25 protein-coding genes are annotated in these 22481 nt (G+C 37.2%); 10 read left to right on the top strand and 15 right to left on the bottom strand.

Annotation, left to right across the window (positions count from 1 at the left end; genetic code table 11):
- Positions 1-5: 5 nt before the first annotated feature.
- Together SJW71_RS19500 and SJW71_RS19505 are read right to left on the bottom strand one after the other, a co-directional pair.
- Positions 6-1187, bottom strand: a complete 1182-nt coding sequence (locus SJW71_RS19500) for an FtsW/RodA/SpoVE family cell cycle protein (RefSeq protein ID WP_274795825.1) — start codon at positions 1185-1187, stop codon at positions 6-8.
- A gap of 60 nt (positions 1188-1247) precedes the next feature.
- Complete coding sequence (locus SJW71_RS19505; RefSeq protein WP_004224778.1) at positions 1248-1529, bottom strand: YlaN family protein; 282 nt, start codon at positions 1527-1529, stop codon at positions 1248-1250.
- Between the two features lie 182 nt (positions 1530-1711).
- On the opposite strand from SJW71_RS19505, the gene SJW71_RS19510 reads away from it, so the two are divergent.
- Together SJW71_RS19510 and SJW71_RS19515 are read left to right on the top strand one after the other, a co-directional pair.
- The gene (locus SJW71_RS19510; protein WP_274795824.1) at positions 1712-2212 is read left to right on the top strand and encodes a peptidyl-prolyl cis-trans isomerase; all 501 of its coding nucleotides are present in this window, start codon (positions 1712-1714) and stop codon (positions 2210-2212) included.
- 11 nt (positions 2213-2223) lie between these two features.
- Positions 2224-2427: a YlaI family protein gene (locus SJW71_RS19515; RefSeq protein WP_312506818.1), complete on the top strand. Its 204-nt coding sequence runs from the start codon at positions 2224-2226 to the stop codon at positions 2425-2427.
- Between the two features lie 53 nt (positions 2428-2480).
- Here the strand turns inward: SJW71_RS19515 and SJW71_RS19520 are convergent, their stop codons facing one another.
- From SJW71_RS19520 to typA, 5 genes are all read right to left on the bottom strand, one after another.
- Complete coding sequence (locus SJW71_RS19520; protein WP_274795822.1) at positions 2481-3275, bottom strand: ABC transporter permease; 795 nt, start codon at positions 3273-3275, stop codon at positions 2481-2483.
- Positions 3268-4035 (bottom strand): ABC transporter ATP-binding protein, encoded by a 768-nt coding sequence (locus SJW71_RS19525; protein ID WP_312506828.1) that lies wholly within the window; start codon positions 4033-4035, stop codon positions 3268-3270. Before SJW71_RS19525 ends, SJW71_RS19520 begins: the two co-directional genes overlap by 8 nt.
- A 1-nt stretch (position 4036) precedes the next feature.
- Positions 4037-5029 carry an ABC transporter substrate-binding protein gene (locus SJW71_RS19530; RefSeq protein WP_322604676.1) on the bottom strand — a complete coding sequence of 331 codons (993 nt, stop codon included), beginning with the start codon at positions 5027-5029 and terminating at the stop codon, positions 4037-4039.
- 283 nt (positions 5030-5312) lie between these two features.
- Positions 5313-5711, bottom strand: a complete 399-nt coding sequence (locus SJW71_RS19535) for a YlaH-like family protein (protein WP_274795819.1) — start codon at positions 5709-5711, stop codon at positions 5313-5315.
- 29 nt (positions 5712-5740) lie between these two features.
- Positions 5741-7585: a translational GTPase TypA gene (typA, locus tag SJW71_RS19540; protein ID WP_274795818.1), complete on the bottom strand. Its 1845-nt coding sequence runs from the start codon at positions 7583-7585 to the stop codon at positions 5741-5743.
- A 138-nt stretch (positions 7586-7723) separates the two neighbouring features.
- Here typA and SJW71_RS19545 point away from each other — a divergent pair, with 138 nt between their 5' ends.
- The gene (locus tag SJW71_RS19545) at positions 7724-7909 is read left to right on the top strand and encodes a DUF5325 family protein (RefSeq protein ID WP_004224770.1); all 186 of its coding nucleotides are present in this window, start codon (positions 7724-7726) and stop codon (positions 7907-7909) included.
- Between the two features lie 118 nt (positions 7910-8027).
- On the opposite strand, the gene SJW71_RS19550 is transcribed toward SJW71_RS19545, so the two are convergent.
- Both SJW71_RS19550 and SJW71_RS19555 read right to left on the bottom strand, forming a co-directional pair.
- Entirely contained in the window at positions 8028-8822 is a 795-nt protein-coding gene (locus SJW71_RS19550; RefSeq protein WP_312506820.1) for an inositol monophosphatase family protein, read from the bottom strand.
- A 214-nt stretch (positions 8823-9036) separates the two neighbouring features.
- Positions 9037-9234: a hypothetical protein gene (locus SJW71_RS19555; protein WP_274795816.1), complete on the bottom strand. Its 198-nt coding sequence runs from the start codon at positions 9232-9234 to the stop codon at positions 9037-9039.
- 126 nt (positions 9235-9360) lie between these two features.
- Between SJW71_RS19555 and SJW71_RS19560 the strand changes: the two genes are divergently transcribed.
- Complete coding sequence (locus SJW71_RS19560) at positions 9361-9990, top strand: YktB family protein (protein ID WP_322604677.1); 630 nt, start codon at positions 9361-9363, stop codon at positions 9988-9990.
- Between the two features lie 112 nt (positions 9991-10102).
- Here SJW71_RS19560 and SJW71_RS19565 read toward each other — a convergent pair whose 3' ends face one another.
- Positions 10103-10390, bottom strand: coding sequence for a UPF0223 family protein (locus SJW71_RS19565; RefSeq protein ID WP_312506822.1), 288 nt, complete (start codon positions 10388-10390; stop codon positions 10103-10105).
- Between the two features lie 20 nt (positions 10391-10410).
- A complete protein-coding gene (locus tag SJW71_RS19570; RefSeq protein WP_312506823.1) occupies positions 10411-11370 on the bottom strand; it encodes an NAD(P)H-dependent flavin oxidoreductase in 960 nt (319 codons plus the stop codon).
- Between the two features lie 145 nt (positions 11371-11515).
- Between SJW71_RS19570 and SJW71_RS19575 the strand changes: the two genes are divergently transcribed.
- Positions 11516-12985 carry an aminotransferase class I/II-fold pyridoxal phosphate-dependent enzyme gene (locus SJW71_RS19575; RefSeq protein ID WP_274795811.1) on the top strand — a complete coding sequence of 490 codons (1470 nt, stop codon included), beginning with the start codon at positions 11516-11518 and terminating at the stop codon, positions 12983-12985.
- A gap of 103 nt (positions 12986-13088) precedes the next feature.
- Here SJW71_RS19575 and SJW71_RS19580 read toward each other — a convergent pair whose 3' ends face one another.
- Both SJW71_RS19580 and SJW71_RS19585 read right to left on the bottom strand, forming a co-directional pair.
- Positions 13089-13766: an LrgB family protein gene (locus tag SJW71_RS19580; protein WP_274795810.1), complete on the bottom strand. Its 678-nt coding sequence runs from the start codon at positions 13764-13766 to the stop codon at positions 13089-13091.
- The gene (locus tag SJW71_RS19585) at positions 13759-14205 is read right to left on the bottom strand and encodes a CidA/LrgA family protein (RefSeq protein WP_274795809.1); all 447 of its coding nucleotides are present in this window, start codon (positions 14203-14205) and stop codon (positions 13759-13761) included. The genes SJW71_RS19580 and SJW71_RS19585 overlap by 8 nt, the downstream gene beginning before the upstream one ends.
- Before the next feature lie 350 nt (positions 14206-14555).
- On the opposite strand from SJW71_RS19585, the gene SJW71_RS19590 reads away from it, so the two are divergent.
- The 5 genes from SJW71_RS19590 (at position 14556) to SJW71_RS19610 (ending at position 20112) form a co-directional block, all read left to right on the top strand.
- Positions 14556-16184, top strand: a complete 1629-nt coding sequence (locus tag SJW71_RS19590; RefSeq protein WP_274795808.1) for an ATP-binding protein — start codon at positions 14556-14558, stop codon at positions 16182-16184.
- Positions 16171-16860, top strand: coding sequence for a response regulator (locus tag SJW71_RS19595; protein ID WP_274795807.1), 690 nt, complete (start codon positions 16171-16173; stop codon positions 16858-16860). The genes SJW71_RS19590 and SJW71_RS19595 overlap by 14 nt, the downstream gene beginning before the upstream one ends.
- Before the next feature lie 125 nt (positions 16861-16985).
- Positions 16986-18005 (top strand): tripartite tricarboxylate transporter substrate binding protein, encoded by a 1020-nt coding sequence (locus SJW71_RS19600; RefSeq protein ID WP_274795806.1) that lies wholly within the window; start codon positions 16986-16988, stop codon positions 18003-18005.
- A 91-nt stretch (positions 18006-18096) separates the two neighbouring features.
- Complete coding sequence (locus SJW71_RS19605) at positions 18097-18570, top strand: tripartite tricarboxylate transporter TctB family protein (RefSeq protein ID WP_274795805.1); 474 nt, start codon at positions 18097-18099, stop codon at positions 18568-18570.
- 15 nt (positions 18571-18585) lie between these two features.
- The gene (locus SJW71_RS19610; protein WP_322604679.1) at positions 18586-20112 is read left to right on the top strand and encodes a tripartite tricarboxylate transporter permease; all 1527 of its coding nucleotides are present in this window, start codon (positions 18586-18588) and stop codon (positions 20110-20112) included.
- A 49-nt stretch (positions 20113-20161) separates the two neighbouring features.
- Here the strand turns inward: SJW71_RS19610 and SJW71_RS19615 are convergent, their stop codons facing one another.
- Both SJW71_RS19615 and lpdA read right to left on the bottom strand, forming a co-directional pair.
- Positions 20162-20944, bottom strand: a complete 783-nt coding sequence (locus SJW71_RS19615) for an SDR family NAD(P)-dependent oxidoreductase (RefSeq protein WP_274797274.1) — start codon at positions 20942-20944, stop codon at positions 20162-20164.
- Between the two features lie 120 nt (positions 20945-21064).
- The gene (gene lpdA / locus SJW71_RS19620; protein WP_274795803.1) at positions 21065-22480 is read right to left on the bottom strand and encodes a dihydrolipoyl dehydrogenase; all 1416 of its coding nucleotides are present in this window, start codon (positions 22478-22480) and stop codon (positions 21065-21067) included.
- Position 22481: the final 1 nt, after the last annotated feature.

A 22481-nucleotide genomic window follows, 5' to 3' on the forward strand; every position in this document is an offset into this window, starting at 1 on the left:
CCCCTTTATGATTGTGTTTTTTTCCGCTCTACCTTTTCAAACATAGAAACATTGATTAATATCCCCATCGCTAAAGATAGAATGATTATAGATGTACCGCCATAGCTTATAAAAGGTAACGTTACACCGGTTAACGGGATTAACCCAGTTACACCCCCAAGATTAATAAACGTTTGCCAGCCTATCCAGCTCGCAATACCAGCCGCAATCATGCGTGCCAATGGATCTTTCGTTCGCAATGCAATAGAAAAACCTTTATATACAATAAACCCTAAACCACATAAAACAATTAAAACTCCCCATATTCCTAATTCCTCCATTATGATTGCCATAATGAAATCCGTTTGTGGTTCAGGCAAGTACCCTAATTTTTGAATGGATTGACCAAGACCGCGCCCTTCTAAGCCGCCTCCGCCAATAGCATAATAACTATTCACCACTTGATGTCCACTACCATCTTCGTACTCAAACGGATTTAAATAAGATAAAATCCGTCCTTTTCTGTTTTCTGTTAGTAGTTCTCCCTTGAACAGCAGAAGTATTCCTAAAATTGCTGCACCGAATGCTGCTAATACACCAAAAAACTTCCAAAAGGTTTTAAAGGGAATACCACTTGAAGCAACTACAGATACGGCTATTCCACATAAAATAATAACAGCACCTAAATCTGTTTCGAAGGCCACCCCAGCAACGACTAAAATCCATAGGAAAATGGGATAGAATATTTCGGTTGGTTGTAGCTTTTCAAACGTATATTTTTGCGCTTTTCGATAAAAAGCAGCTGCAAAATATAAGATTATAAATAGTTTTGCATACTCCGAAGGCTGAAAATTCCCTAAACCTGGAATAGCAATCCAACTCTGTGAGCCTACTTGATCTGCCCCATTACCAGCCACTTTTACCCACGTAAATAACACAATTAATACGATGGTTAGAAATAACATAATATTTTTATTCGCATAATGTTTATATGGGAAAAAAGCAGCCACTATAAAGCCAAGAAATGCCACCATTAAATTGATTACTTGTTTTCGATAGAAAAAATCAGGTGCTTGTTCTTTTTGTACAATAGCGACCATCATACTTGAACTATAAATCATTATTAACCCAAATAAACTTAATAATAGGACCGTAAAAAATAAGGGGTAATCAAAATTTTGTGCATAACGTTTTAAGTATTGTCTCATTAGAAAACCTCGTTCTAGTAAAAAAACTCAAAGCGCAAAGAAGCGTTTGAGTTTTTCTTTTTATTTGTCTGTATACGCGTCGTGTAGTACAGAAAGTTCCTTCTCGAGTGAATCGAGAATTTCTTTGCCTTTTTCACGTTCAATTAGTCCAAGCTTCACAGCAAAATCAATTTCACGTGACAGGCCGAACATTTGTGTATCTAATACTTCCTCATATAAAGGGCATTGTGGCATTGTTAAATGATCCATTTGTACTCGAATAAGACGAGCAATCTTGTCTGCATCAGCAACTAGTAGCTCCAAAGCCTTCTCTTGAAAAGAAGTTTGTGATTTCGTATCCATGAGGACGCCCCCATTATCTGATATTTCTTCGATTCTATCTTAATAAAGTTTATCTTTTAGTCGATAAAAATGCAAGTGTCTACATTGGAAAATAGAGAATTCGAATTATATTTCTTTATTATCTCTAGTCATTAGCGTTATACTATGTCTTGGATATACAAGTTTTGAGGAGGATTTCTATTATGGAAACAATAATTCCTATCAAGGGTGCAGTTTCATACCAACTAACATTAGATCCCACTGTGTGGATTTTCGATGATCGTAAATTAGATTTAAATACTTACTTCACTACACAAGATGTCGAGGAAGATTCAGACATCAAGTATATGCGTGAGGTTGGCGCTCACTGGTCACGTGAAATTATGGAAGGGGCAACATTCCCACCTACGTTAAAATCAGAGCGTAAATTTGACCGTAAAGGAATGGAAACAGGTACATTTGGAATCGAATTGAGTCACTTCTTGAAAAATGCTGAAATTAAGCCTGAAGCGACAAAAATCGTCCTAGAATGCAAAGATGGTCAAGAGTATCCATTCACAATTGAAGAAGCAAATACCCTTATTTTAAAATATAGCCAAGATGGCAAGCCGCTTTTAGAAGATGGTCCAATCCATGTATTATTAAGAGATGGTTCAAATCTAGACAATCCTATTAAAAACGTATCAGCCATTCGTGCTGAATAGGAGGGAATGCAATGCGCGTAAAATGCGTAATTTGCGATACGATTCACAATATTGATGATAATTTGCCATTAGCAAAAAAGTTGCGTAATCGTCCAATTCATACTTACATGTGTACTATTTGCCATGATCGAATTAAAGATAATACGGTTGCACGACTTGAAACTGGCAATTTCCGGTTCTATCGTACTTCACCACAAATGGATAAAGAATTTTAACATTTATAAGCTTAAAAGAGGTGCCTCTATTTCGAGACACCTCTTTTTCTCTATTATTCATTAGTTTTAATGATCGCCTTTTCAATCAATTCGACCACTTGATACATAATAGTTGCAAAAAATGCAATAATGAGCAATGACATTAGGACAAGGTTGAAATTAAATACTTGGAAGCCATAAATAATTAAATAACCAAGACCTTTTGATGCTACTAAAAATTCGCCCACTATAACCCCTACCCACGATAAACCAACGTTCACCTTCAGTGTTGAAATAATCGTAGGAAAAGAAGCTGGTAATATCACTTCCCGAAATATTTGCCATCTTGTTGCCCCAAATGTTTGTAAAACCTTACTATAGTTCGGGTCAACTCCTTTAAAAGCGGTATAGACAACAATGGTTGTAATAATGATGGAAATCAATGCACCCATCGCTATGATTGAAAAATATCCTGGACCAAGTGCTACAATTAAAATCGGTCCAAGCGCAACTTTTGGCATCGCGTTTAAAATAACTAAATACGGATCAAGTACCTTTGATAATAACGGAGACCACCATAAAACAATAGCAATTAACGTTCCTAGTAAAGTACCCGCTATAAAGCCTATAACCGTCTCCATTAGAGTAACACCAACATGCAATGTTAAAGAGCCATCGTTTACTTTTTCAATAAAGGTATGCCAAACATGTGTTGGTGAGCTGAATATTAAACGATCAATCCATTCTAACCTTGACAGTAGCTCCCATCCTCCGAAAAATAGGAGCAGAATAATAAGTTGATATAGTCGAACAAAGCGTTTCTCCTTTTTTAACAACTGCTGATATTGTTTAAATAATGTGTTATCCAAGGCTCTCCAGCTCCTTCCAAATGGTTTGGAAAACATCTGCATAGGCTGGATGCTGTCTTACATCAAACGGTGAGAGCTCGCGAAGTGCTTTAGGAATTTCAAACACTTTGTGTAATGTCCCAGGATTTGCAGAAAATAGAAAGACACGCTCACTCATCGCGATAGCTTCACCAATATCATGTGTCACAAGAATAGCCGTCTTCTTATACGTTTTTAAGGTTTCAACGACTAAATCTTCTAACTTTAATTTCGACTGGTAATCTAAAGCTGAAAACGGTTCATCTAAAAGTAATATTTTTGGATTAACAGCTAATGTACGAGCAAGTGCCACACGTTGTCTCATCCCTCCTGATAATTCTCGTGGATAATTGTTCCCGACATGTGGTAAGCCGATTTCATGCAAAAGGGCATTGGCCGTTACTTTATGTGTTTTATTGCTCCGTTCCATGATTTTCAGACCGATTGTTACATTTTCTTCAATAGTCTTCCACGGAAATAAATAGTCTTGCTGAAGCATATAGCCAATGCTAGTTTGATTATGTGCCGATAGTTCTTCCCCATCTATATAGACCTTGCCTTCAGTTGCAGGGAATAAACCCGCAATTATCGATAATAGGGTTGTTTTCCCACAGCCACTTGGTCCAATAAATGAGACAAATTCTCCTTCCTGAATGGCTAAACTGATATCACGTAATACTTCCTTTGCCTGTGTGCTTGAAAAATAACTATGGTGAATATTCTCTAGCTGCAAAAATTCCATATTACTCAGCAGCCTTTTCAGCAAAGGTTGTATTGACAAGTTTTTCATACTCCACACGTTGAGGAAGTTCACCTGCTTCCTCCATAATCGTTTGCAAGTTATCCCACTCTCCTTCATCGAGGATAGGGTCAGTAGCATAGGAGCCTTGAGCTTTATAGCGCTCAACCACTGTTTCAATAATCGCTAAATCAACATTCTCAAAATACGGTTGAATTATTTTTGCCACTTCTGCTGAGCTTTCATTTTGTACAAAATCCTGTGCTCGTTGCAATGCATTTGTAAAGGCTTGAACAGTTTCAGCATCTTCCTTTAAATAACTACTTTTTGCCATAAAGGATGTGTAAGGAAGAGTGCCCGACTCCGTTCCAAACGAAGCGATAATATACCCTTTCCCTTCTTTCTCAAAGACGCTTGCTGTTGGTTCAAATAATTGGACATAATCACCAGTCCCCGATGCAAAAGCAGTAGCAATATTGGCAAAATCGATATTTTGAATGAGCGTTAAATCATTCACAGGGTCGATCCCATGTTTTTTCAACACGAATTCCCCTGCCATTTGAGGCATACCACCTTTACGTTGCCCCAAAAAAGTCGAGCCCTTCAATTGATCCCATGAAAAATCATCTATCTTATCTCTTGCCACTAAAAAGGTCCCATCCGTTTGTGTTAACTGGGCAAAATTCTGAATGGGATCATTAGCACCTTGTAAAGTAACATAAATGGACGTTTCCGACCCAACTAAAGCAATATCAATACCATCTGACAGTAACGCCGTCATCGTTTTATCGCCACCTGCAATCGTTTGTAGCTCAACAGAAAGCCCCTCCTCTTCGAAGAATCCTTTCTCAAGCGCTACATATTGAGGCGCATAGAAAATTGAACGAGTAACTTCCCCTACTTTGACTTGTTCTAGCTCTGCTTTATTACATGCCGTCAAAGAAAGGAGTAACAAAGCAATGACACTCAATAATAAACCTTTTGTAAGCCAACGCATTCCCTTTCCTCCTTGATGTGATTAAAATAAGCCTATCGACATTAACTTATTCACATCAGAAGATTTCGGTGCCTACCAATTTATCTTGAAGTAGTATTTTCTACGGTTCGATAAGGACAATGATGTTTGATTTATTTTTTCAGCAGGTGTATAGGTAGCTTTCCGGGTAGTTTCTTAAATTTGGCCTGTCATTTATATTAGTGTAAATCAAAAAACAGTCTTAGCGTGATTATTATCGCTAAGACTGCTTCATGTAAAATTTCTTATTATAAAAACCTAAATGTTACTGATTGGTAGCTTGTTGTTCTTCTCTTTTCTCACGCCATAATCTTGTTTTATAGACAATTAAAATTAAGGCTGCTACGATAAGCCCTTCAATCATCGGCAAGAATAAGGCGAAAAACGTTAGCATGATACAACCTAAAAACAGGAACGCATAAATAATAATATTTTGAGATAACTTTAATTTCTTGGCAAAGCCTAGCTTATAGACAATGGCAGAAAGTACAAATACTAGAAGAAATACAACATAGCCTGCTATTTCATAGCTTGGTAAATTTTCGTATAAAAATCTAGTGATACCAGCCATTCTTCCATAAACTTTTGCTGTTTCATCTGTACTTGACTGTGCAGCAACTTGAATAACATTTAGTTCACCCAATAAAGCGGACTTTAGATCCAAGACTCCTCTTCCTTTCGTGGAAGCAAAAATTATTGTTCAGCGTTTTTTAGTTTTTTCGCTATTCTTTCACGTTCATTTTTATCTAGAATTTGTTTACGAAGGCGAATTGATTCTGGTGTGATTTCTAAATACTCATCATCATTTAAGAATTCTAACGCTTCTTCTAGTGTTAATAAACGAGGCTTTTTAATAACGTTTGTTGCATCTTTTGTCGCAGAACGAACATTCGTTTTTTGCTTCATTTTTGTTATGTTTACAGTGATATCATTTTCACGTGTATTTTCGCCAACGATCATACCTTCATAAATTTCAGTACCTGGCTCTACAAATAGTGTACCACGGTCCTCTACTTGCATCATACCATAAGTTGTTGATTTACCAGTTTCCATTGAAACAAGAACACCTTGGTGACGTCCACCAATGCGACCTGGAATATATGGTTGGTAGCAATCAAATGTATGGTTAATAATACCAAAACCTTTAGTCATCGACATGAACTCTGTCGTATAACCAATTAAACCACGAGCAGGAACTAAGAATGTTAAACGAACTTGGCCATTGCCATTGTTCACCATATCTAACATTTCACCTTTACGAGTACCAATTGATTCAATAACCGAACCAACATTTTCCTCTGGAACATCAATTTGTACACGCTCAAACGGTTCACATTTTACACCATCAATTTCACGAATGATTACTTGAGGTTTTGACACTTGTAGCTCGAAGCCTTCACGGCGCATATTTTCAATAAGAATTGATAAATGCAGTTCTCCACGACCAGAAACAGTCCATGCATCTGGTGAATCTGTATCTTCTACGCGTAAAGAAACGTCCGTTTGTAGTTGTGAACGTAAACGCTCCTCCACTTTACGTGCAGTTACCCATTTCCCTTCACGACCTGCAAAAGGTGAATTATTTACTAAGAATGTCATTTGCAGTGTTGGTTCATCAATACGTAATGGTGTTAAAGCATCTTGATGGTCAACAGGACATACTGTTTCACCAACGTTGATGTCTTCCATACCTGAAACGGCGATTAAGTCCCCTGCTTTAGCTGATTGGATTTCTTCACGTTTTAGACCAAAGAAACCAAATAGCTTCGTTACACGGAATTGTTTTACAGTACCGTCTAACTTCATTAAAGCAACTTGTTGACCTACTTCAATAGTACCGCGGAATACGCGTCCAATCCCAATTCGACCAACATAATCATTATAATCAAGTAATGCAACTTGGAACTGTAATGGATCTGCTGAGTTATCAACTGGTGCTGGGATTGCTTCAATTACTTTTTCAAATAGACATTGCATATTTTCTTCTTGATTTGCTGGATCAGCATCAAGAGAAGCTGTACCGTTAACACCTGATGCATAAACAACAGGGAAATCTAATTGATCATCGTCAGCACCTAGCTCGATGAATAATTCTAATACTTCATCTACTACTTCTAATGGACGTGCTGAATCTTTATCAACTTTGTTTACAACTACAATTGGTGTTAACTTTTGTTCTAACGCTTTTTTTAATACAAAGCGTGTTTGCGGCATACAACCCTCATACGCATCGACAACTAGTAAAACGCCATCTACCATTTTTAAAATACGTTCTACCTCACCACCAAAGTCGGCGTGTCCAGGCGTATCAAGGATGTTGATACGAGTTCCGTTGTAGTTTACTGCAGTATTTTTTGCTAAAATTGTAATACCACGTTCACGTTCAATATCATTAGAGTCCATTGCACGTTCTTCAACATGTTCGTTTGAACGGAATGTACCTGATTGTTTTAATAATTGGTCGACTAAGGTAGTTTTACCATGGTCAACGTGGGCGATAATTGCGATATTGCGAAGATCTTGACGTAAGTTTGTCATTATTCCACTCCATATTCTTTTTTCGAATGTTTAACTGTGATATTATAGCACAAGAAGGATAGAAATGTCCTTATTAGAATTTCCATCATTCTAAAAAATATTATCTGATTAACAATTTTTTATATAGGAGGCTAGGCTATGAATCGTGCAAAAATCGTAATGGCCATCTATGCATTAGCAGCTGTATTAGCAATGTGCTCTATCGGCTATTCTGTTGCGGCTAGTAATGTATTTGGTGTAATAGCAGGCATTGTGGCTACTTGTGTCATTTTCATGACAGCCTTTAAAATGAAGCGTAAACTACGTGCACAAGGATTACTTTAAGCAAGTATGCTGCAACGGAGATAGATTGAGCATAGTTAAATTCCCGTAGAATAAATTCTCTCCCTAGTAGAGGGAAAGGATAAAAAGAGGAGCTGTCTAGTAAAAAGACGGCTCCTCTTTATTCATATGGCACAATATATTTTTCCAATAATTCTTTATGGATTGAAGGATTAGCGATGATAAAAGTATCCTGATGAAGGAAATCAAAGCCTTCTCCGTGTAAATTTGTGGCAACGGCTCCAACCTCTTGAGCGATAATAGTCCCGCCTGCAATATCCCATGGTGCTAGACGCATGGAGACATAGGCATCTAATTTGCCACTCACTACAAATGCAATTTCCATTGCCGCTGATCCGTAGGACCGTGTACCACGCACTTTGCGCACCATTTCTATTACTTTTTCATGGTGAATATGTCGATTGGGCGCTACCCAATGTGCATTAATGCCAATAACTGATTCATCCATTGTAACCGACTGAAGTTTACGCAAGGGTGTATTGTTATACCATGCCCCCTGACCCGCGATGGCATTAAATAGATCCTCACGCATGACATCAAATATGTACCCTAACTTACCTACACCATTCACAAAAATACCGATGGAAATCATGAAATGACGATGTTGCTTGACGAAATTCATCGTGCCATCAATCGGATCAATAATCCAAACAACCCCATCTAACGTTTCCACTTTTTCGCCCATTCCTTCTTCTCCTAAGATTTTATGGGTTGGATCAAAAGCTTTAATTTGCTTGATAAAGAATAATTCGGTCTCTCGGTCAATATTAGTAACAAGATCATTTGCACCTGATTTTGTCTCAATGACTAGATTATACGAAAAAGCCTCACGAATACGTTTTCCAGCTTCAAAAATAATACTTTTCGCAAATTCATCAATTTGTTGTAAGTCCATTAAAAACCCACCCTTCGAATATAAGAAAAGGCTCTTTTTTCTATCGTTCTTTTTATGCTCCTCGTACCTTTTCCACAACTTAATAACTTATTTTGGTAATATAAAACTTTAACTGCATAGAGATATAATGTCTATTTTACCCTTTGTCACAATAAAAATCACCTGCTGTCGGAATATTCAGCAAGTGATTTTTTAAATAGGTATTAGGTTTCCATTACGCATAGGCGTGCAAACTTTCAAGTTCCGATTGAATTTCTGCCAGACGTTTTTTACTTTTTTCAATTTCAAGGTCATTTTTTTCATTCATCGCGGCAAAGAGCGAAGCTAATTCATAATCTAATTCTAATTGTAAAATGTGTTCATATTGCTTTTCGATGTCAACTTTACGTATAATTTTTACGATTGGTTTCATAAAAAACACTTCCTTTTTTTAATTTTTTTACAAAAACTTTTCTAATTCGATAAAGTTCTTGTTATAAGATTTTTTCCCAAAATCAGCGTAAAATAAACCTTATAAAACGAAAGGAGTAAAATAAAATTGTCAAAAATAAAGTGGACAAACAAAGACTTTAAAGTTTTTACAATAGACGGTTTAGAACAAAGAATGGATGCGTTAAATATACAGGTACGTCCAAAATTCAATCAGCTAGGAGAACAGTTTGCTACTTATTTTTCTAGCCAGTTAGGCGAAGAATTCTTTCCACATGTTGCCAAACATGCTCGAAGAACTGTCAACCCACCAAAAGATAGTTGGGTTGCCTTTGCTCCCTATAAAAGAGGTTATAAATCATTGCCTCACTTTCAGATTGGTCTATGGCACACACATTTATTCATCGTGTTAGCTATTATTTATGAAGCACCTCAAAAAAATGTAATGGCTGAACGTTTACTAGCTTATAAATCATTACTAGAGCAGCTTCCTAATGACTTTATTGTGTCTGGAGACCATATGTCCCCTGAAGCCATTTCTCTCGAAGAGGCAAAAGAAGAAGACAACCTTGAAGCATTGCTTATACGTCTGCGAGATGTCAAAAAGGGTGAGTTCTTAATTGGTCGACACATTCCAAAAGAGCAGGCAACAAAGCTTACTGCTAGCGAATTACACCAATTAACAGAAGAAACGTTTGAAAGCCTACTTCCTATTTACAATATCATCGTTGGAAAATAGCCCTATTTCGATTCATTTTGTATGGATTTTGATTGATGTATTTTATGCAATATGTCGTTTTTTAACACAAAAAATAAAAAAGTGGATGTGAGTATGACTCACATCCACTTTTTTATCGACCACCTTTAGGCACAATTTTTATTATCGTACCATCTTCGGCTTCCTTTGTTTGTTTCACGACAGGATAGCTAATATAGCCACTTGCCTCTTCAAATTCACGAAAAATTGATTTTTCCTCAGCTTGTGAAGGGACTATCTCTTTAAAGCGACGATATTTAGCTAGCATGATTTCACGCTTGATGCCCTTTTCATAAGCTTTCTCGATTCCCTCGAAGAATTGAACAACATCCACAATCTCCTCTGTGGACCAATCAGTTGAAAACGGATAAGAATATTCCATTCGACAAAACCACCTTTATGTTAATGCCCCCATTTTAACCGTATACTTTCAGCTTCTGCAACCATTCGATTGATTAGATCTTCAACGGTTGGGATATCGTTAATCATCCCTGTCACTTGACCTGCCCATCCAAAGCCTTGATTTCTATCTCCATCATAAATAAAACGCTTATTGGCTGTCCCACTTATATATTCTTTTAACGCCTCATATGTTGGTGTTCTTTCTTCAATTTCTAAAATTTTTTCCGTAAATTCATTACGTAACGCTCGTGCTGGTGCACCAATAGAGCGCTTAATAATTGTTGTATCAGCCTCTGTACTTGCAAGTAACGCCTCCTTGTAAGCCTCTGACGCATCGACACACTCCTTTGTCGCAATAAAGCGAGTGCCCATTTCAATGCCTTCTGCACCTAGTGCATGAGCTGCCATCCAGCCGCGACCATCACCAATTCCGCCAGAAGCAATGACAGGAATTTTCACACTATCAACCACTTGTGGAACCAGCACCATTGTGCCGACATCATCACGTCCAAGATGACCTCCGCCCTCTTGACCCACGACCATGACAGCATCTGCTCCAAGCTGCTCAGCCTTTTGAGCTTGTCTACGTGCAGCTACAAGGACTAATTTTTTGATGTTAGTTCCTGCCAATAAATCAAATATAGGTGCTGGATTTCCTCCCGTCATTGTCACAACCGGAACTTCTTCTTCGACAGCAACGCGCACCATCTCCTCATAGCCTTTCCCATGCATACCTATTGCAAAATTAACACCAAATGGTTTATCTGTTAATGTTCGTACTTTATGGATCTCCTCTCGTAACAAGTCAGGATCTCGTAAACTCATAGCCGTGATTTGCCCTAAACCTCCAGCATTCGACACAGCAGCAGCTAAATCAGCGTATGCTAAATAGGCTAATCCTCCTTGTATAATTGGGTATTTAACCTGTAAAAGCTCCGTCACACGTGTATTCCAATTCATAGTACCTCCCCTTTCGTTCGATACTAATTTCTCGATACCCTGAAAAAAATCCTTTTATTTTTTATGAAAAGTCTATGTTTTCGTGTCGTTAGGTGCTATAATTCATTTGTTTTCTTAGATATTATAAAGTGAGGTGGTACCTGCGTTGTCACAACTAGAGACTCCATTGTTCGACGTATTACTTAAACATCGGAACAGACATCCCATACAGTTCCATATTCCAGGCCATAAGAAAGGGCAAGGGATGGACCCTGCTTTCCGTGAATTCGTCGGCGACAACGTTTTATCAATTGATTTAATTAATATTGCTCCACTAGACGATTTACATTCACCAAAGGGTGCTATTAAAGAAGCTCAAAACCTTGCAGCAGAAGCCTTTGGTGCTGATCATACATTCTTTTCCGTTCAAGGTACTAGTGGCGCCATCATGACGATGATTCTGACCGTCGTCGGTCCAGGTGATAAAATTCTAGTGCCACGGAATGTTCATAAATCCATTATGTCTGCGATTGTATTCGCTGGTGCAATTCCAATTTTTATTCACCCTGAAGTTGACAGTGAATATGGGATTTCTCATGGCATCTCCCCTGAAGCTGTTGAGAAAGCATTAAATGCTTACCCAGATACAAAGGCAGTACTTGTTATTAATCCTACTTATTTTGGCTTTACAGCTGATTTAAAGCGTATTGTCGAAATTGCTCATGATCGTAATATTCCGGTTGTAGTAGATGAAGCTCATGGTGTCCACATAAAATTCCATGATGACCTACCGTATTCCGCAATGGAAGCCGGCGCTGATATGGCTGCGACAAGCGTTCACAAGCTCGGTGGTTCCATGACACAAACATCTATTTTAAATGTACGTGAAGGTCTTGTTTCAGCAAAACGTGTACAAGCTGTATTTTCCATGCTAACAACTACGTCAACATCATACCCATTACTTGCTTCGCTCGACACAGCTCGACGCCAGCTAGCTATTCATGGATATGATTTAATCGACGATGCACTGCGTTTAGCTAAGGATGCACGTAAACGGATCAATCAGATCCCGCATTTAAAATGTGCAGGTAAGGAAAAACTACACTCCTCTGCAACCTATGATATGGATCCATTAAAACTTCTTATTAGTGTAAAAGATTTAGGTATTTCTGGCCACAGAGCTGAAGAATGGTTACGTCATAACGCTAATATTGAAGTGGAACTATCTGACCTTTATAATATTTTATGTTTGGTGACATTAGGAGATACGAAAAAAGAAATTAATCTTTTAGTGAATGCATTAACTCGTATGTCAAAAGCATTTGATTCTGAAGCGGCTATAACAGAAGCTTTAGTGAATGTTCCAGAAATTCCAGCTCTTGCTATGTCACCACGTGATGCTTTTTATGCAGATACAGAAGTCGTTCCACTTGCAGAAGCAGATAACTGTATATGTGCAGAATTTATTATGGTATATCCTCCTGGAATTCCAATTTTTATTCCCGGGGAAATAATTACCCAAGAAAATATTCACTATATTCAAATGAATATCGAGGCTGGTTTACCAGTACAAGGTCCAGAAGATACCACATTAAAAACAATTCGTGTTATAAAAGAACGGAAACCGATTTTCTAAACATAACAAGCTAGCTCTCTTTCATGAAGAGCTAGCTTGTTTGCTTATTCACGATAAAACGTCAATAATTCAATTTTTTAGACAACAAAATAGTAATAACTCTTTACAAAAATAAATAGACAAAGAGAGGACAAAAAAATGCCCCAATCACAGCTGTTAAGCCCATAGATAATGAACCAACTGATAATTCCTGTTCCCCATATTCTCTTAATTTAACAAGACCTACCCCATGTGAGGCACTACCTACTGCAACACCTCTACTAACCGCCGAGTCGATTTTGCCATATTTAATGACTAATGGTCCGATAATAGCGCCTACAAACCCTGCAATCATGACAAAAACAGCTGTTAAAGGTGGAATACCTCCAATTGTCTCACTTACCTGCATTCCAACAGGCGTAGTTAATGATTTAGGTAAGGCCGTCAGCATCCAGCTAGCTTTAACACCAATCCATTTTAACAATACAAAAATAGTAAATAAGCCTGTGATCATACCTATGAAAAGTCCTGATAAAATAGAATATTTATATTTTATAATAATGGCTCGTTGATTATAGAGGGGATAGGCAAGTGCGACAACAGCCGGTCCAAGCATCTGCTGAAGCCATTCTCCACCTTTCATATAAGTTGCATATGGGATATCAAAAACTAGCAAAATCACTGCACTGACAATCGTTGTTGTGACCAAAGGAATCATGATAGGATGTGGAATTCGCTGATAAAGCTTTGTAAATAAAATGAACATGAAAATGGTGCTAAGGATAACAATCGCTTCAATCAACGGATAACTCCCCCTTTCCTTCTTCAACAGTTGTTTCTGCGTTTTCCTTTTTCGCCAATTCTTTTTTCTCAATGATTTGTGTCAGTAGACCTGTGATATAAATAGAGATTAATGTACTAGCTATAACGGCTAAGATAATGAGCAGTCCAGTCATTGACATGAGTTCTGGATAATCAATAACACCTACTGTTGCAGGTATGAAAAATAACGTTAAGATGCCAATGAGAAAACTTGCTCCATCTTGAATATATTCAACCTTAATGATTTTAAAAATGAGTGAAAGTGCTAATAACAATAATCCAATAACACTTCCTGGAAGAGGTATATGTAAATACGATACTATCCCTACTCCCATATAATAAAAAATGGTTAGTATGCCAATTTGAACAATAATCCGAACAACTCGCAACAATAGTGCAGCAAAATTTTCTTTCAACATTTCGCCACTTTTCACCCCCTATATCGTTCATTCTACATCTGTAGGAATTTTCTGTCTATTGTAATTTTAGAAAAATAATTAGTAAAGATTGAAAAATCTAAGTAATTTTATGAAATGGTATTCAAATTCCTATTCTCCAAAACTTTCATGATGTTGCTGTTGATGATGATACTCTCATACTGATTTTATAAATAGATCACTTAACTGCTTCATTTGCTAATTGTGCCGATTCGGTCCTCATAACTTTTAGAATATTCCAACTAGTAATTTTCAAAATTTTTTTATATAATCGAAAATTACAAAATATACTAGTTATATATATTACTAAAATTTCCATAATACACAATAAGGTGGGATCTTCTATTATCTTTAAAACATTAAAACTTCAAGCTCGCTTTGCCTATTACAGCAGTTTTTTAATTTTTATTATTGTCATTTTATCAGGCATTCTCTTTTATATGACCATATCTGATGCGTTGCAAACACAAATTGGTAACCGAGCACTATATTTAGCTGAAACAACAGCTAGCAGGGGCGATGTAATCGAAGCGTTTCATACAAATAATCCTTCCGAAAGTCTACAAAAAATTAGCAATGATATTATGCTTGCAGCAAAAGCTACTTATGTTGTAATAGGAGATAAACATGGCATACGCTACACCCATCCTATCGCTGACCGTATTGGTAAAACCATGGTTGGCGATGATAATAACCGAGCATTAATCGATGGTGAGTCTTATATTTCCATTGCGAATGGTTCAATGGGACAATCCATTCGTGGAAAGGCACCTATCTTTGACACAAATGGATCGATTATTGGAGTTGTGTCAATTGGATACTTAACAAGTGAATTAGATAGCTTATATTTTTTATATCTTGATAATATTTTTTATACGATGGTGATTGCATTAAGCATCGGTATAATCGGTTCTATTTTTTTATCCCGTAATATTAAAAAGCAAATTTTTAATTTAGAGCCAAGCGAAATTGCCAGTCTCTTAACAGAAAAAAATACTTTAATTGAATCAGTTCGTGAAGCGATTATAACGGTTAATGAGAAAGGTGAAATCACAACCCTAAATAATGCTGCCGCCAAAATCTTAAATTTAACGGATTCAGCTTCTATCATTGGTGATAATATCGAACAGCATATACCTAATACACATCTTCTTAACGTATTAACGAACGGTGAAAAACAACTTGATAAATTGATGATTGTTAATGGTCATGAAATTATCGTTAACCGTGTACCTATGAAGGTGAATGGTAAAGTTGTCGGCGCTGTTGCAAGTTTCCGATTACAATCAGAAATAGAGCAAATGGCTATCGAATTATCACAAGTAAAACAATATACGGAGGCTTTACGTGCCCAAACACATGAGTTTAATAATGTCCTTTACACAATATCTGGCCTTATTCAATTAAATGCTTCTGATGAAGCACTATCTATTATTCATAAAGAGGTACAAGGACATTCTTCTCTAACCCAATTTATAACAAAGCGTGTAAAGGACCCATTTTTAAATGGTTTAATTATCGGATTTTTTAATCGTGCCCGTGAATTAAAGATCAAATTGATCTTTGATGAGGATAGTTATTTAGAAACCTTTCCTGAAAACATTGAAAAAAGCCTAATTATTTCTATTATAGGGAATTTATTAACCAATGCTTTTGAAGAGGTTGATAAAAACAAAGAGCGACAACCAATTATCAGGCTTTTTATATTAGATAATGGAGAGGAAATCATCTTTGAGGTTGAGGACTCTGGTCAAGGTTTAGCACAAGAAAAATTAGATGTACTATTTTCTGAAAATATTTCCACGAAAGATAGGAAACATCGAGGCTATGGTTTAAGAAAAGTAATTTCCAGCATCCATGATCTAAACGGCACTCTTGCTCTTGAAAAAGGCGATTTAGGAGGTGCCCTATTTATCGTATCTATTAGCAAAAGGGGGACTATGATCCATGAACGATATTGAAGTGCTAGTAATTGAAGATGATGTACGTGTAGCAGACGTACATTGTCGTTTTTTAGAAAAAATTGAAGGCTATAAAGTAATTGCGCGGGCAAACACTGGTGAAGAAGCTTTAGATTGGCTTCAATCATTTTCACCGCAACTTATATTACTTGATGTCTTTTTACCAGATATACTCGGGGTTGATTTAATTGATAAAATTAAAGAAGTAAGCCCAACAAGTAGCATTATTTTGATTACCGCAGCCACAGAGGCACATATAGTACAGAAAGCTTATCGGAAAAATGTTACAGATTACATTTTAAAGCCATTTACATTCGAACAACTAAAAGAGAGTATAGAAAAATTCCGTTACAAGCATTTATTGCTGAAAAATAATGAGAATTTTACACAAGAAAAAATTCAATATCTTTGGCCAAAAGCAGGTTCATCCGGCCCTCAAGAAACACCGTTATTACTACCAAAAGGGATTGATCCAACAACAATGAATCATGTTATTAACCATTTAAGTTTAATGGAGAATGGTAGTACAGCTGAGCTGTTAGGAAAGAATATCGGTGTCAGCCGTTCCACCGCTCGTCGTTATTTAGAATTTTTAGTTACACAAAAGCAGGTCTATACCGAACTGACTTATGGCACAGTTGGTCGTCCTGAACGACGATACTTTATTTCTCAATAAACTTTATGAACAAAATGATGTTAATTCACATTATTATCACAATATTCCTAAAATTATGAAGTAAGTTATAGTATGGGTAGCGCTAAATTGATAGCGCTACCATTTTATTTTTAAGGGGGATTTTTATGTGGAGGAACATTTCTAAAATAATGGTAGCTGGCTTACTATTTACTAGTTTGGTTGGCTGCTCATCATCAAATGGAGAAAAAACAGAGGGAAAGAACGCCAGTGATTATCCGAAAAATAATATTACCATTGTTGCTCCATCTGGTGCAGGTGGTGGTTGGGATTTAACCGCTCGTGCAGTAGCAAAAACCATGAATGACACAGGGTTAATTGATAAGGCAATTCAAGTTGAGAACAAGCCAGGTGGTGGTGGTGCTGCCTTCATGGCAACATTTGCTACAAAGGAGGCCAATAATGATTATATGTTAATGGTTAAATCACCACCGATCCTTATAAATCATGAAAAGGCTGAAGGAAATAGTAAATTTGGCTATAAGGATACTACACCTTTAGCACAATTAACACGTGACTATGGCGCAATCGTTGTTAAAAAGGATTCTCCTTTTCAAACGCTTGAAGATGTTTTAAATGCCATGAAAACTTCACCAAAAGATGTCACATTAGCAGGTGGTTCTGCACCGGGTTCGATGGATCATCTAGTAGGAATTATTCCGGCTTATAAAGCGGGCATTGACTTAAAAACAATTAAATATGTTTCTTATGACGGTGGCGGTGAGGCGGTTACAGCATTATTAGGTGGCAATGCTGATGTTATTGCAACAGATGCCTCCACAATTGCTACTTATGTTAAATCTGGAGATGTTCGTGTATTAGCTGTAAGTTCCTCTGAACGCTTAGAAGGTGAGCTAGCAGAGGTTCCTACATTTAAAGAGTCTGGTATTGATGAGGAATTTACAATTTGGCGTGGTATTTTCGGTCCAAAAAATATGAGTGAAGATGCGATTACCTATTGGTCTGAAAAATTACAGGCAATGTCTGAATCAAAAGAATGGCAAGCTGAGGTGACACGTAATGGCTGGCAAGCAGAATACCGTAATGCGGAAGAATTTACAGCTTATCTAGACAATCAAAATAAAATAATCATTGAACTACTTACAGCTCTTGGTATGCAAAAATAAAAAATCGTTTTTTAAAAAAGACACAAGTATTTCCATTAAATATAGAACTACTTGTGTAACTTTATTTATTTTTAATGGAGGTGTAAAACGTTTGAGCTATACATTTGATAAAACATTTAGCATAATCCTCTTAGCACTTAGCATTTTGTTTATTTTTCAAGCAACACAGATTTCTGATAGTGCTTATGGGTCTACAGTTGGGCCAAAAATTTTCCCATTAGGTTTAGGTATTATTTTAGGTTTATTAAGTCTTCAATTATTTTATGAATCATGGAAAAAAGCTGTGAGAGAGCGAAACACAGGACCAACAACTTCTTCTAAAATATCTTCAACAGAGCTCAAAAAGTTCTTAATCATTTTGGGTAGCGCTCTAGCGTATGTATTTTTCCTTGAAAAAATTGGTTATATGATAACAACATTTTTATTTTTGTGTATTAGCTTCCAAACAATGGAACGTACTAAACTTATTTATTCAATTTTTATTGCAGCTGGATTTTCACTAGGTGTCTATTATTTATTTACAAGTTTACTAGGAGGATCGTTGCCTAGTTTCCCAATTTTTTAGTACAGGAGTGAACATATGTCGACATTGCAATTTTTAGCTGATGGATTTGCTGTTGCCCTTCAATGGCAAAATCTTTTATTCGCTCTTGTTGGTGTCATAATTGGTACAGCAGTTGGTGTACTTCCAGGTATAGGTCCAATGAGCGGGGTTGCTTTATTAATCCCCGTTACAGCAACTATTACAGCTGGACTTCCAACGGAGGCTGCCGCTACAAGCTCAATTATTTTACTTGCAGGGGTATACTACGGAGCCATGTATGGTGGATCAACAACATCCATTCTATTAAACACGCCTGGTGAGTCCTCATCAGTTGTGACAACATTGGATGGCTATCAAATGGCTAAACAAGGCCGTGCTGGAAGTGCTCTTTCTATCGCGGCCATTGGCTCATTTTGTGCTGGAGTTGTAGCGTTACTAGGTCTAATACTATTAGCTAATCCATTGTCAAAATTAGCACTTAAATTTGGACCCGCAGAATACTTTTCTCTGATGCTATTAGGACTTGCAGCAGTAAGTGGACTAGCAGGACGTTCTATTACCAAAGCTTTAATCATGACTGTTTTAGGGCTTATGCTCGGGACAGTTGGTATAGATGCCGTATCAGGTATCGAACGTTTTACATTTGGTCAGCCTATGCTGTTCTCTGGAATTGAATTTTTAACTATCGCTGTTGGTTTATTTGCATTAGGTGAAGTATTTAAAACCATTCTTGAAAAAGAAGAAGAGGATGGTCAATTAGCAAAAATTAATCGTGTATTACCAACAAAGCAAGATTTAAAGGATAGTGCTGTTCCTATTGCTCGCGGCTCATTACTAGGCTTTTTCATCGGTGTATTACCCGGTGCAGGCGCAACACTTGCCTCATTCTTTTCTTATATTACCGAAAAAAAATTCAGTAAAACACCCGAGCAATTCGGAAAAGGTCATATTGCGGGTGTAGCTGGACCTGAATCAGCGAACAATGCTGCATCAGGCGGTGCAATGATTCCCTTGCTAACATTAGGAATTCCCGGCTCAGGTACTACTGCAATTTTAATGGGTGCACTTATTATGTATAATATTCAGCCGGGTCCATTATTATTTGATGAGCATCCTCAAGTTGCTTGGGGATTAATTGCCAGTATGTTTATTGGTAACTTAATGTTACTAGCATTAAATATGCCATTGGTCCGAATTTTTGCCAAAATAATCGAAACACCTAAAAAGTATTTATTGCCCATTATTATTGCGATTTCAATTTTTGGCGTTTATGCCGTTCAATTCGCTACGTTTGATTTATTTTTATTAGTAGCTTGTGGTGTTCTTGGTTATCTATTTGCTAAAAATGATTACCCAGTTGCTCCCTTAGTCCTTGCACTTGTACTAGGGCCAATGATTGAAAATAATATGCGCCGTGCATTAACCATTTCGAATGGAGACTTTACTATTTTTATAACAAAGCCTTTATCATTACTATTTTTAGTGGTTGCAATTTCTTGGTTACTTATACCACTGGTTATGAAAATACGTGGTAAAAATGTACTTATTAATGAAGAAGGTTAAAATTTAAAAACCCACTATGCTTCTATAAGTATAGTGGATTTTTACTTTTCTATAATGCGTGGCCAGAGCCACCATCGATATTAACTGAAGTGCCTGTAACGTAGCTCGCTGCATCAGATACTAAAAAAGTTATAACGTTTGCAGCCTCTTGTGTATCACCTACACGACCGAGCGGAATAGCTTGCCCCACCTTACGGGAATATTCTTCCCACGATAAATCCGGTTCCTCTTTTTTCCATTTCTTTTCAATTTGGTCACTACGAATAAGACCTATACAGACAGAATTTACTCGAATATTATCTTTTCCTAAATCCTTGCTCATTGCCTTTGTTAAGGCAAGTCCAGCAGCACGGCTTACAGTAGTAGGAAGTGAGCTTGCTGGAGGTGTCTTCGCCATTACAGCTGTCACATTGACGATTGCACCTCCGCCAGCTTTTCGCATATAAGGTGCCGCATATTTTGAACAATGAATGGCCCCAAATACCTTTAAATCTAAATCAGCTTGCCATAATTCACTACTCACCGTTTCGAAGGGATTTGCTGAAGCGGTACCTGCATTATTAATGAGAATATCAATATGGCCAAATTGTTCTACAGTACGTTCGATTAAATACTTACAATCTTTTTCTTTTGTAATATCTGTTGGAACAATTAAAACATCTATACCTGTTTCATTTTTAATACATCCAGCTGCCACTTGTAGCTGTTTTTCTCCACGAGCACACAATACAACCTGTGCTCCCTCTTTGACAAGCTGCATAGCCGTATAATAACCAATTCCTTTACTTGACCCAGTAATAATTGCCACTTTCCCCTTTAAGCCTAAATCCATCATTATCACCCCAAATTATTTCGAATATTCCTAACAATATCTTTACTTTAACAAAATTACGGTCAATATACAAAAAACGGCTACAAAGCATTTGCTTTATAGCCGTTAGAACTGTTACCATTATTTTTTTGCTACAATGTGAATTGGGTTGCCAAGTAGTACTTCAGCAGTTTCCATTGTAATTTCACCTAATGTTGGGTGAGCGTGAATTGTTAATGCGATATCTTCAGCAGTCATTCCGCCTTCAATCGCTAAGCCCATTTCAGCGATCATATCAGATGCACCAGCACCTACGATTTGAGCACCAATTAATAAGCCGTCTTCTTTACGAGCAACAAGCTTCACGAAGCCTTCTGATTGGTTTAATGCAAGAGCACGACCATTTGCTGCGAATGGGAATTTCGCTGCTGTGTATTCGATGCCTTCTGCTTTTGCTTGATCTTCATTATAACCAACTGTTGCCATTTCAGGATCTGTGAAGCATACAGCAGGTACAGCAAGATAATCAACAACTGATTTTTCACCAGCAATCGCCTCAGCAGCAACTTTACCTTCGTAAGATGCTTTATGTGCAAGTTGTGGACCAGCTACGATATCACCGATTGCATAGATGTTTGGAATATTTGTACGACATTGTTTGTCAACATTGATTAGACCACGTTCACCGAATTCAACTCCGATTTCAGCAAGGCCCATTTCATCTGTATTTGGACGACGACCTACAGTAACTAATACGTAATCAGCTTCAACCTTTTTCTCTTCTCCGCCAACTTCATAAGTTACTACTACGCCGTTTTCAGTTTCTTCAACGCCTTTTGCAGACGCGTTAACTTCAATCTCAACGCCTTTCTTTTTAAGGCCTTTTTTAACGATTTGAGTCATTTGTTTTTCGAAGCCAGCTAAAATATCTTTTCCGCCTTCAATAATTGTTACTTGAGAGCCAAGGTTTGCGTAAGCTGATCCTAGCTCTGTACCAATATAACCTCCACCGATAACAACTAATTTACCAGGAACTTCTTGTAAAGAAAGTGCACCAGTAGAATTTAGTACGCGATCAGAGAATTTGAATGTTGGAATCTCAACTGGACGAGAACCTGTTGCAATAATGACATTGTTAAATGTGTAAGTTTGAGCAGATTCACCATTGATGATACGCACTGAATGAGCGTCAACGAAATAAGCTTCACCTTGTACAATTTCAACTTTGTTTCCTTTAAGTAAGCCTTCAACACCGCCAGTTAATTTTTTAACAACGCTGTCTTTAAATGCTTGTGCTTTTGAGAAGTCTAATTTCACATCAGAAGCGATGATTCCCATGTCATCTGAATGTTTAGCTTGCTCAAAACGGTGACCTACTGAAATTAATGCTTTTGATGGGATACAACCTACGTTTAAGCACACACCACCAAGTACATTTTTTTCAACGATTGTTACTTTTTGGCCAGTTTGAGCTGCACGAATTGCTGCTACATATCCTCCAGGACCTGAACCAATGACAAGAGTATCTGTTTCGATTGGGAAATCTCCTACTACCATT

It is taken from the genome of Lysinibacillus sp. FW12 (genome assembly GCF_050817245.1).
Lineage (GTDB): Bacteria > Bacillota > Bacilli > Bacillales_A > Planococcaceae > Lysinibacillus > Lysinibacillus irui.

Coding starts and splice junctions, on each gene's coding strand:
- SJW71_RS19525 (WP_312506828.1), bottom strand. CDS start 4,035: ATGGAATTTTTGCAGCTAGAGAATATTCACCATAGTTATTTTTCAAGC.
- SJW71_RS19570 (WP_312506823.1), bottom strand. CDS start 11,370: ATGAATTGGAATACACGTGTGACGGAGCTTTTACAGGTTAAATACCCA.
- SJW71_RS19565 (WP_312506822.1), bottom strand. CDS start 10,390: ATGGAATATTCTTATCCGTTTTCAACTGATTGGTCCACAGAGGAGATT.
- SJW71_RS19615 (WP_274797274.1), bottom strand. CDS start 20,944: ATGGATTTAGGCTTAAAGGGGAAAGTGGCAATTATTACTGGGTCAAGT.
- SJW71_RS19600 (WP_274795806.1), top strand. CDS start 16,986: ATGTGGAGGAACATTTCTAAAATAATGGTAGCTGGCTTACTATTTACT.
- SJW71_RS19550 (WP_312506820.1), bottom strand. CDS start 8,822: ATGGACTTACAACAAATTGATGAATTTGCGAAAAGTATTATTTTTGAA.
- SJW71_RS19515 (WP_312506818.1), top strand. CDS start 2,224: ATGCGCGTAAAATGCGTAATTTGCGATACGATTCACAATATTGATGAT.
- typA (WP_274795818.1), bottom strand. CDS start 7,585: ATGACAAACTTACGTCAAGATCTTCGCAATATCGCAATTATCGCCCAC.
- SJW71_RS19585 (WP_274795809.1), bottom strand. CDS start 14,205: ATGTTGAAAGAAAATTTTGCTGCACTATTGTTGCGAGTTGTTCGGATT.
- SJW71_RS19610 (WP_322604679.1), top strand. CDS start 18,586: ATGTCGACATTGCAATTTTTAGCTGATGGATTTGCTGTTGCCCTTCAA.
- SJW71_RS19595 (WP_274795807.1), top strand. CDS start 16,171: ATGAACGATATTGAAGTGCTAGTAATTGAAGATGATGTACGTGTAGCA.
- SJW71_RS19500 (WP_274795825.1), bottom strand. CDS start 1,187: ATGAGACAATACTTAAAACGTTATGCACAAAATTTTGATTACCCCTTA.
- SJW71_RS19530 (WP_322604676.1), bottom strand. CDS start 5,029: ATGCGTTGGCTTACAAAAGGTTTATTATTGAGTGTCATTGCTTTGTTA.
- SJW71_RS19555 (WP_274795816.1), bottom strand. CDS start 9,234: ATGAAACCAATCGTAAAAATTATACGTAAAGTTGACATCGAAAAGCAA.
- SJW71_RS19510 (WP_274795824.1), top strand. CDS start 1,712: ATGGAAACAATAATTCCTATCAAGGGTGCAGTTTCATACCAACTAACA.
- SJW71_RS19545 (WP_004224770.1), top strand. CDS start 7,724: ATGAATCGTGCAAAAATCGTAATGGCCATCTATGCATTAGCAGCTGTA.
- SJW71_RS19505 (WP_004224778.1), bottom strand. CDS start 1,529: ATGGATACGAAATCACAAACTTCTTTTCAAGAGAAGGCTTTGGAGCTA.
- lpdA (WP_274795803.1), bottom strand. CDS start 22,480: ATGGTAGTAGGAGATTTCCCAATCGAAACAGATACTCTTGTCATTGGT.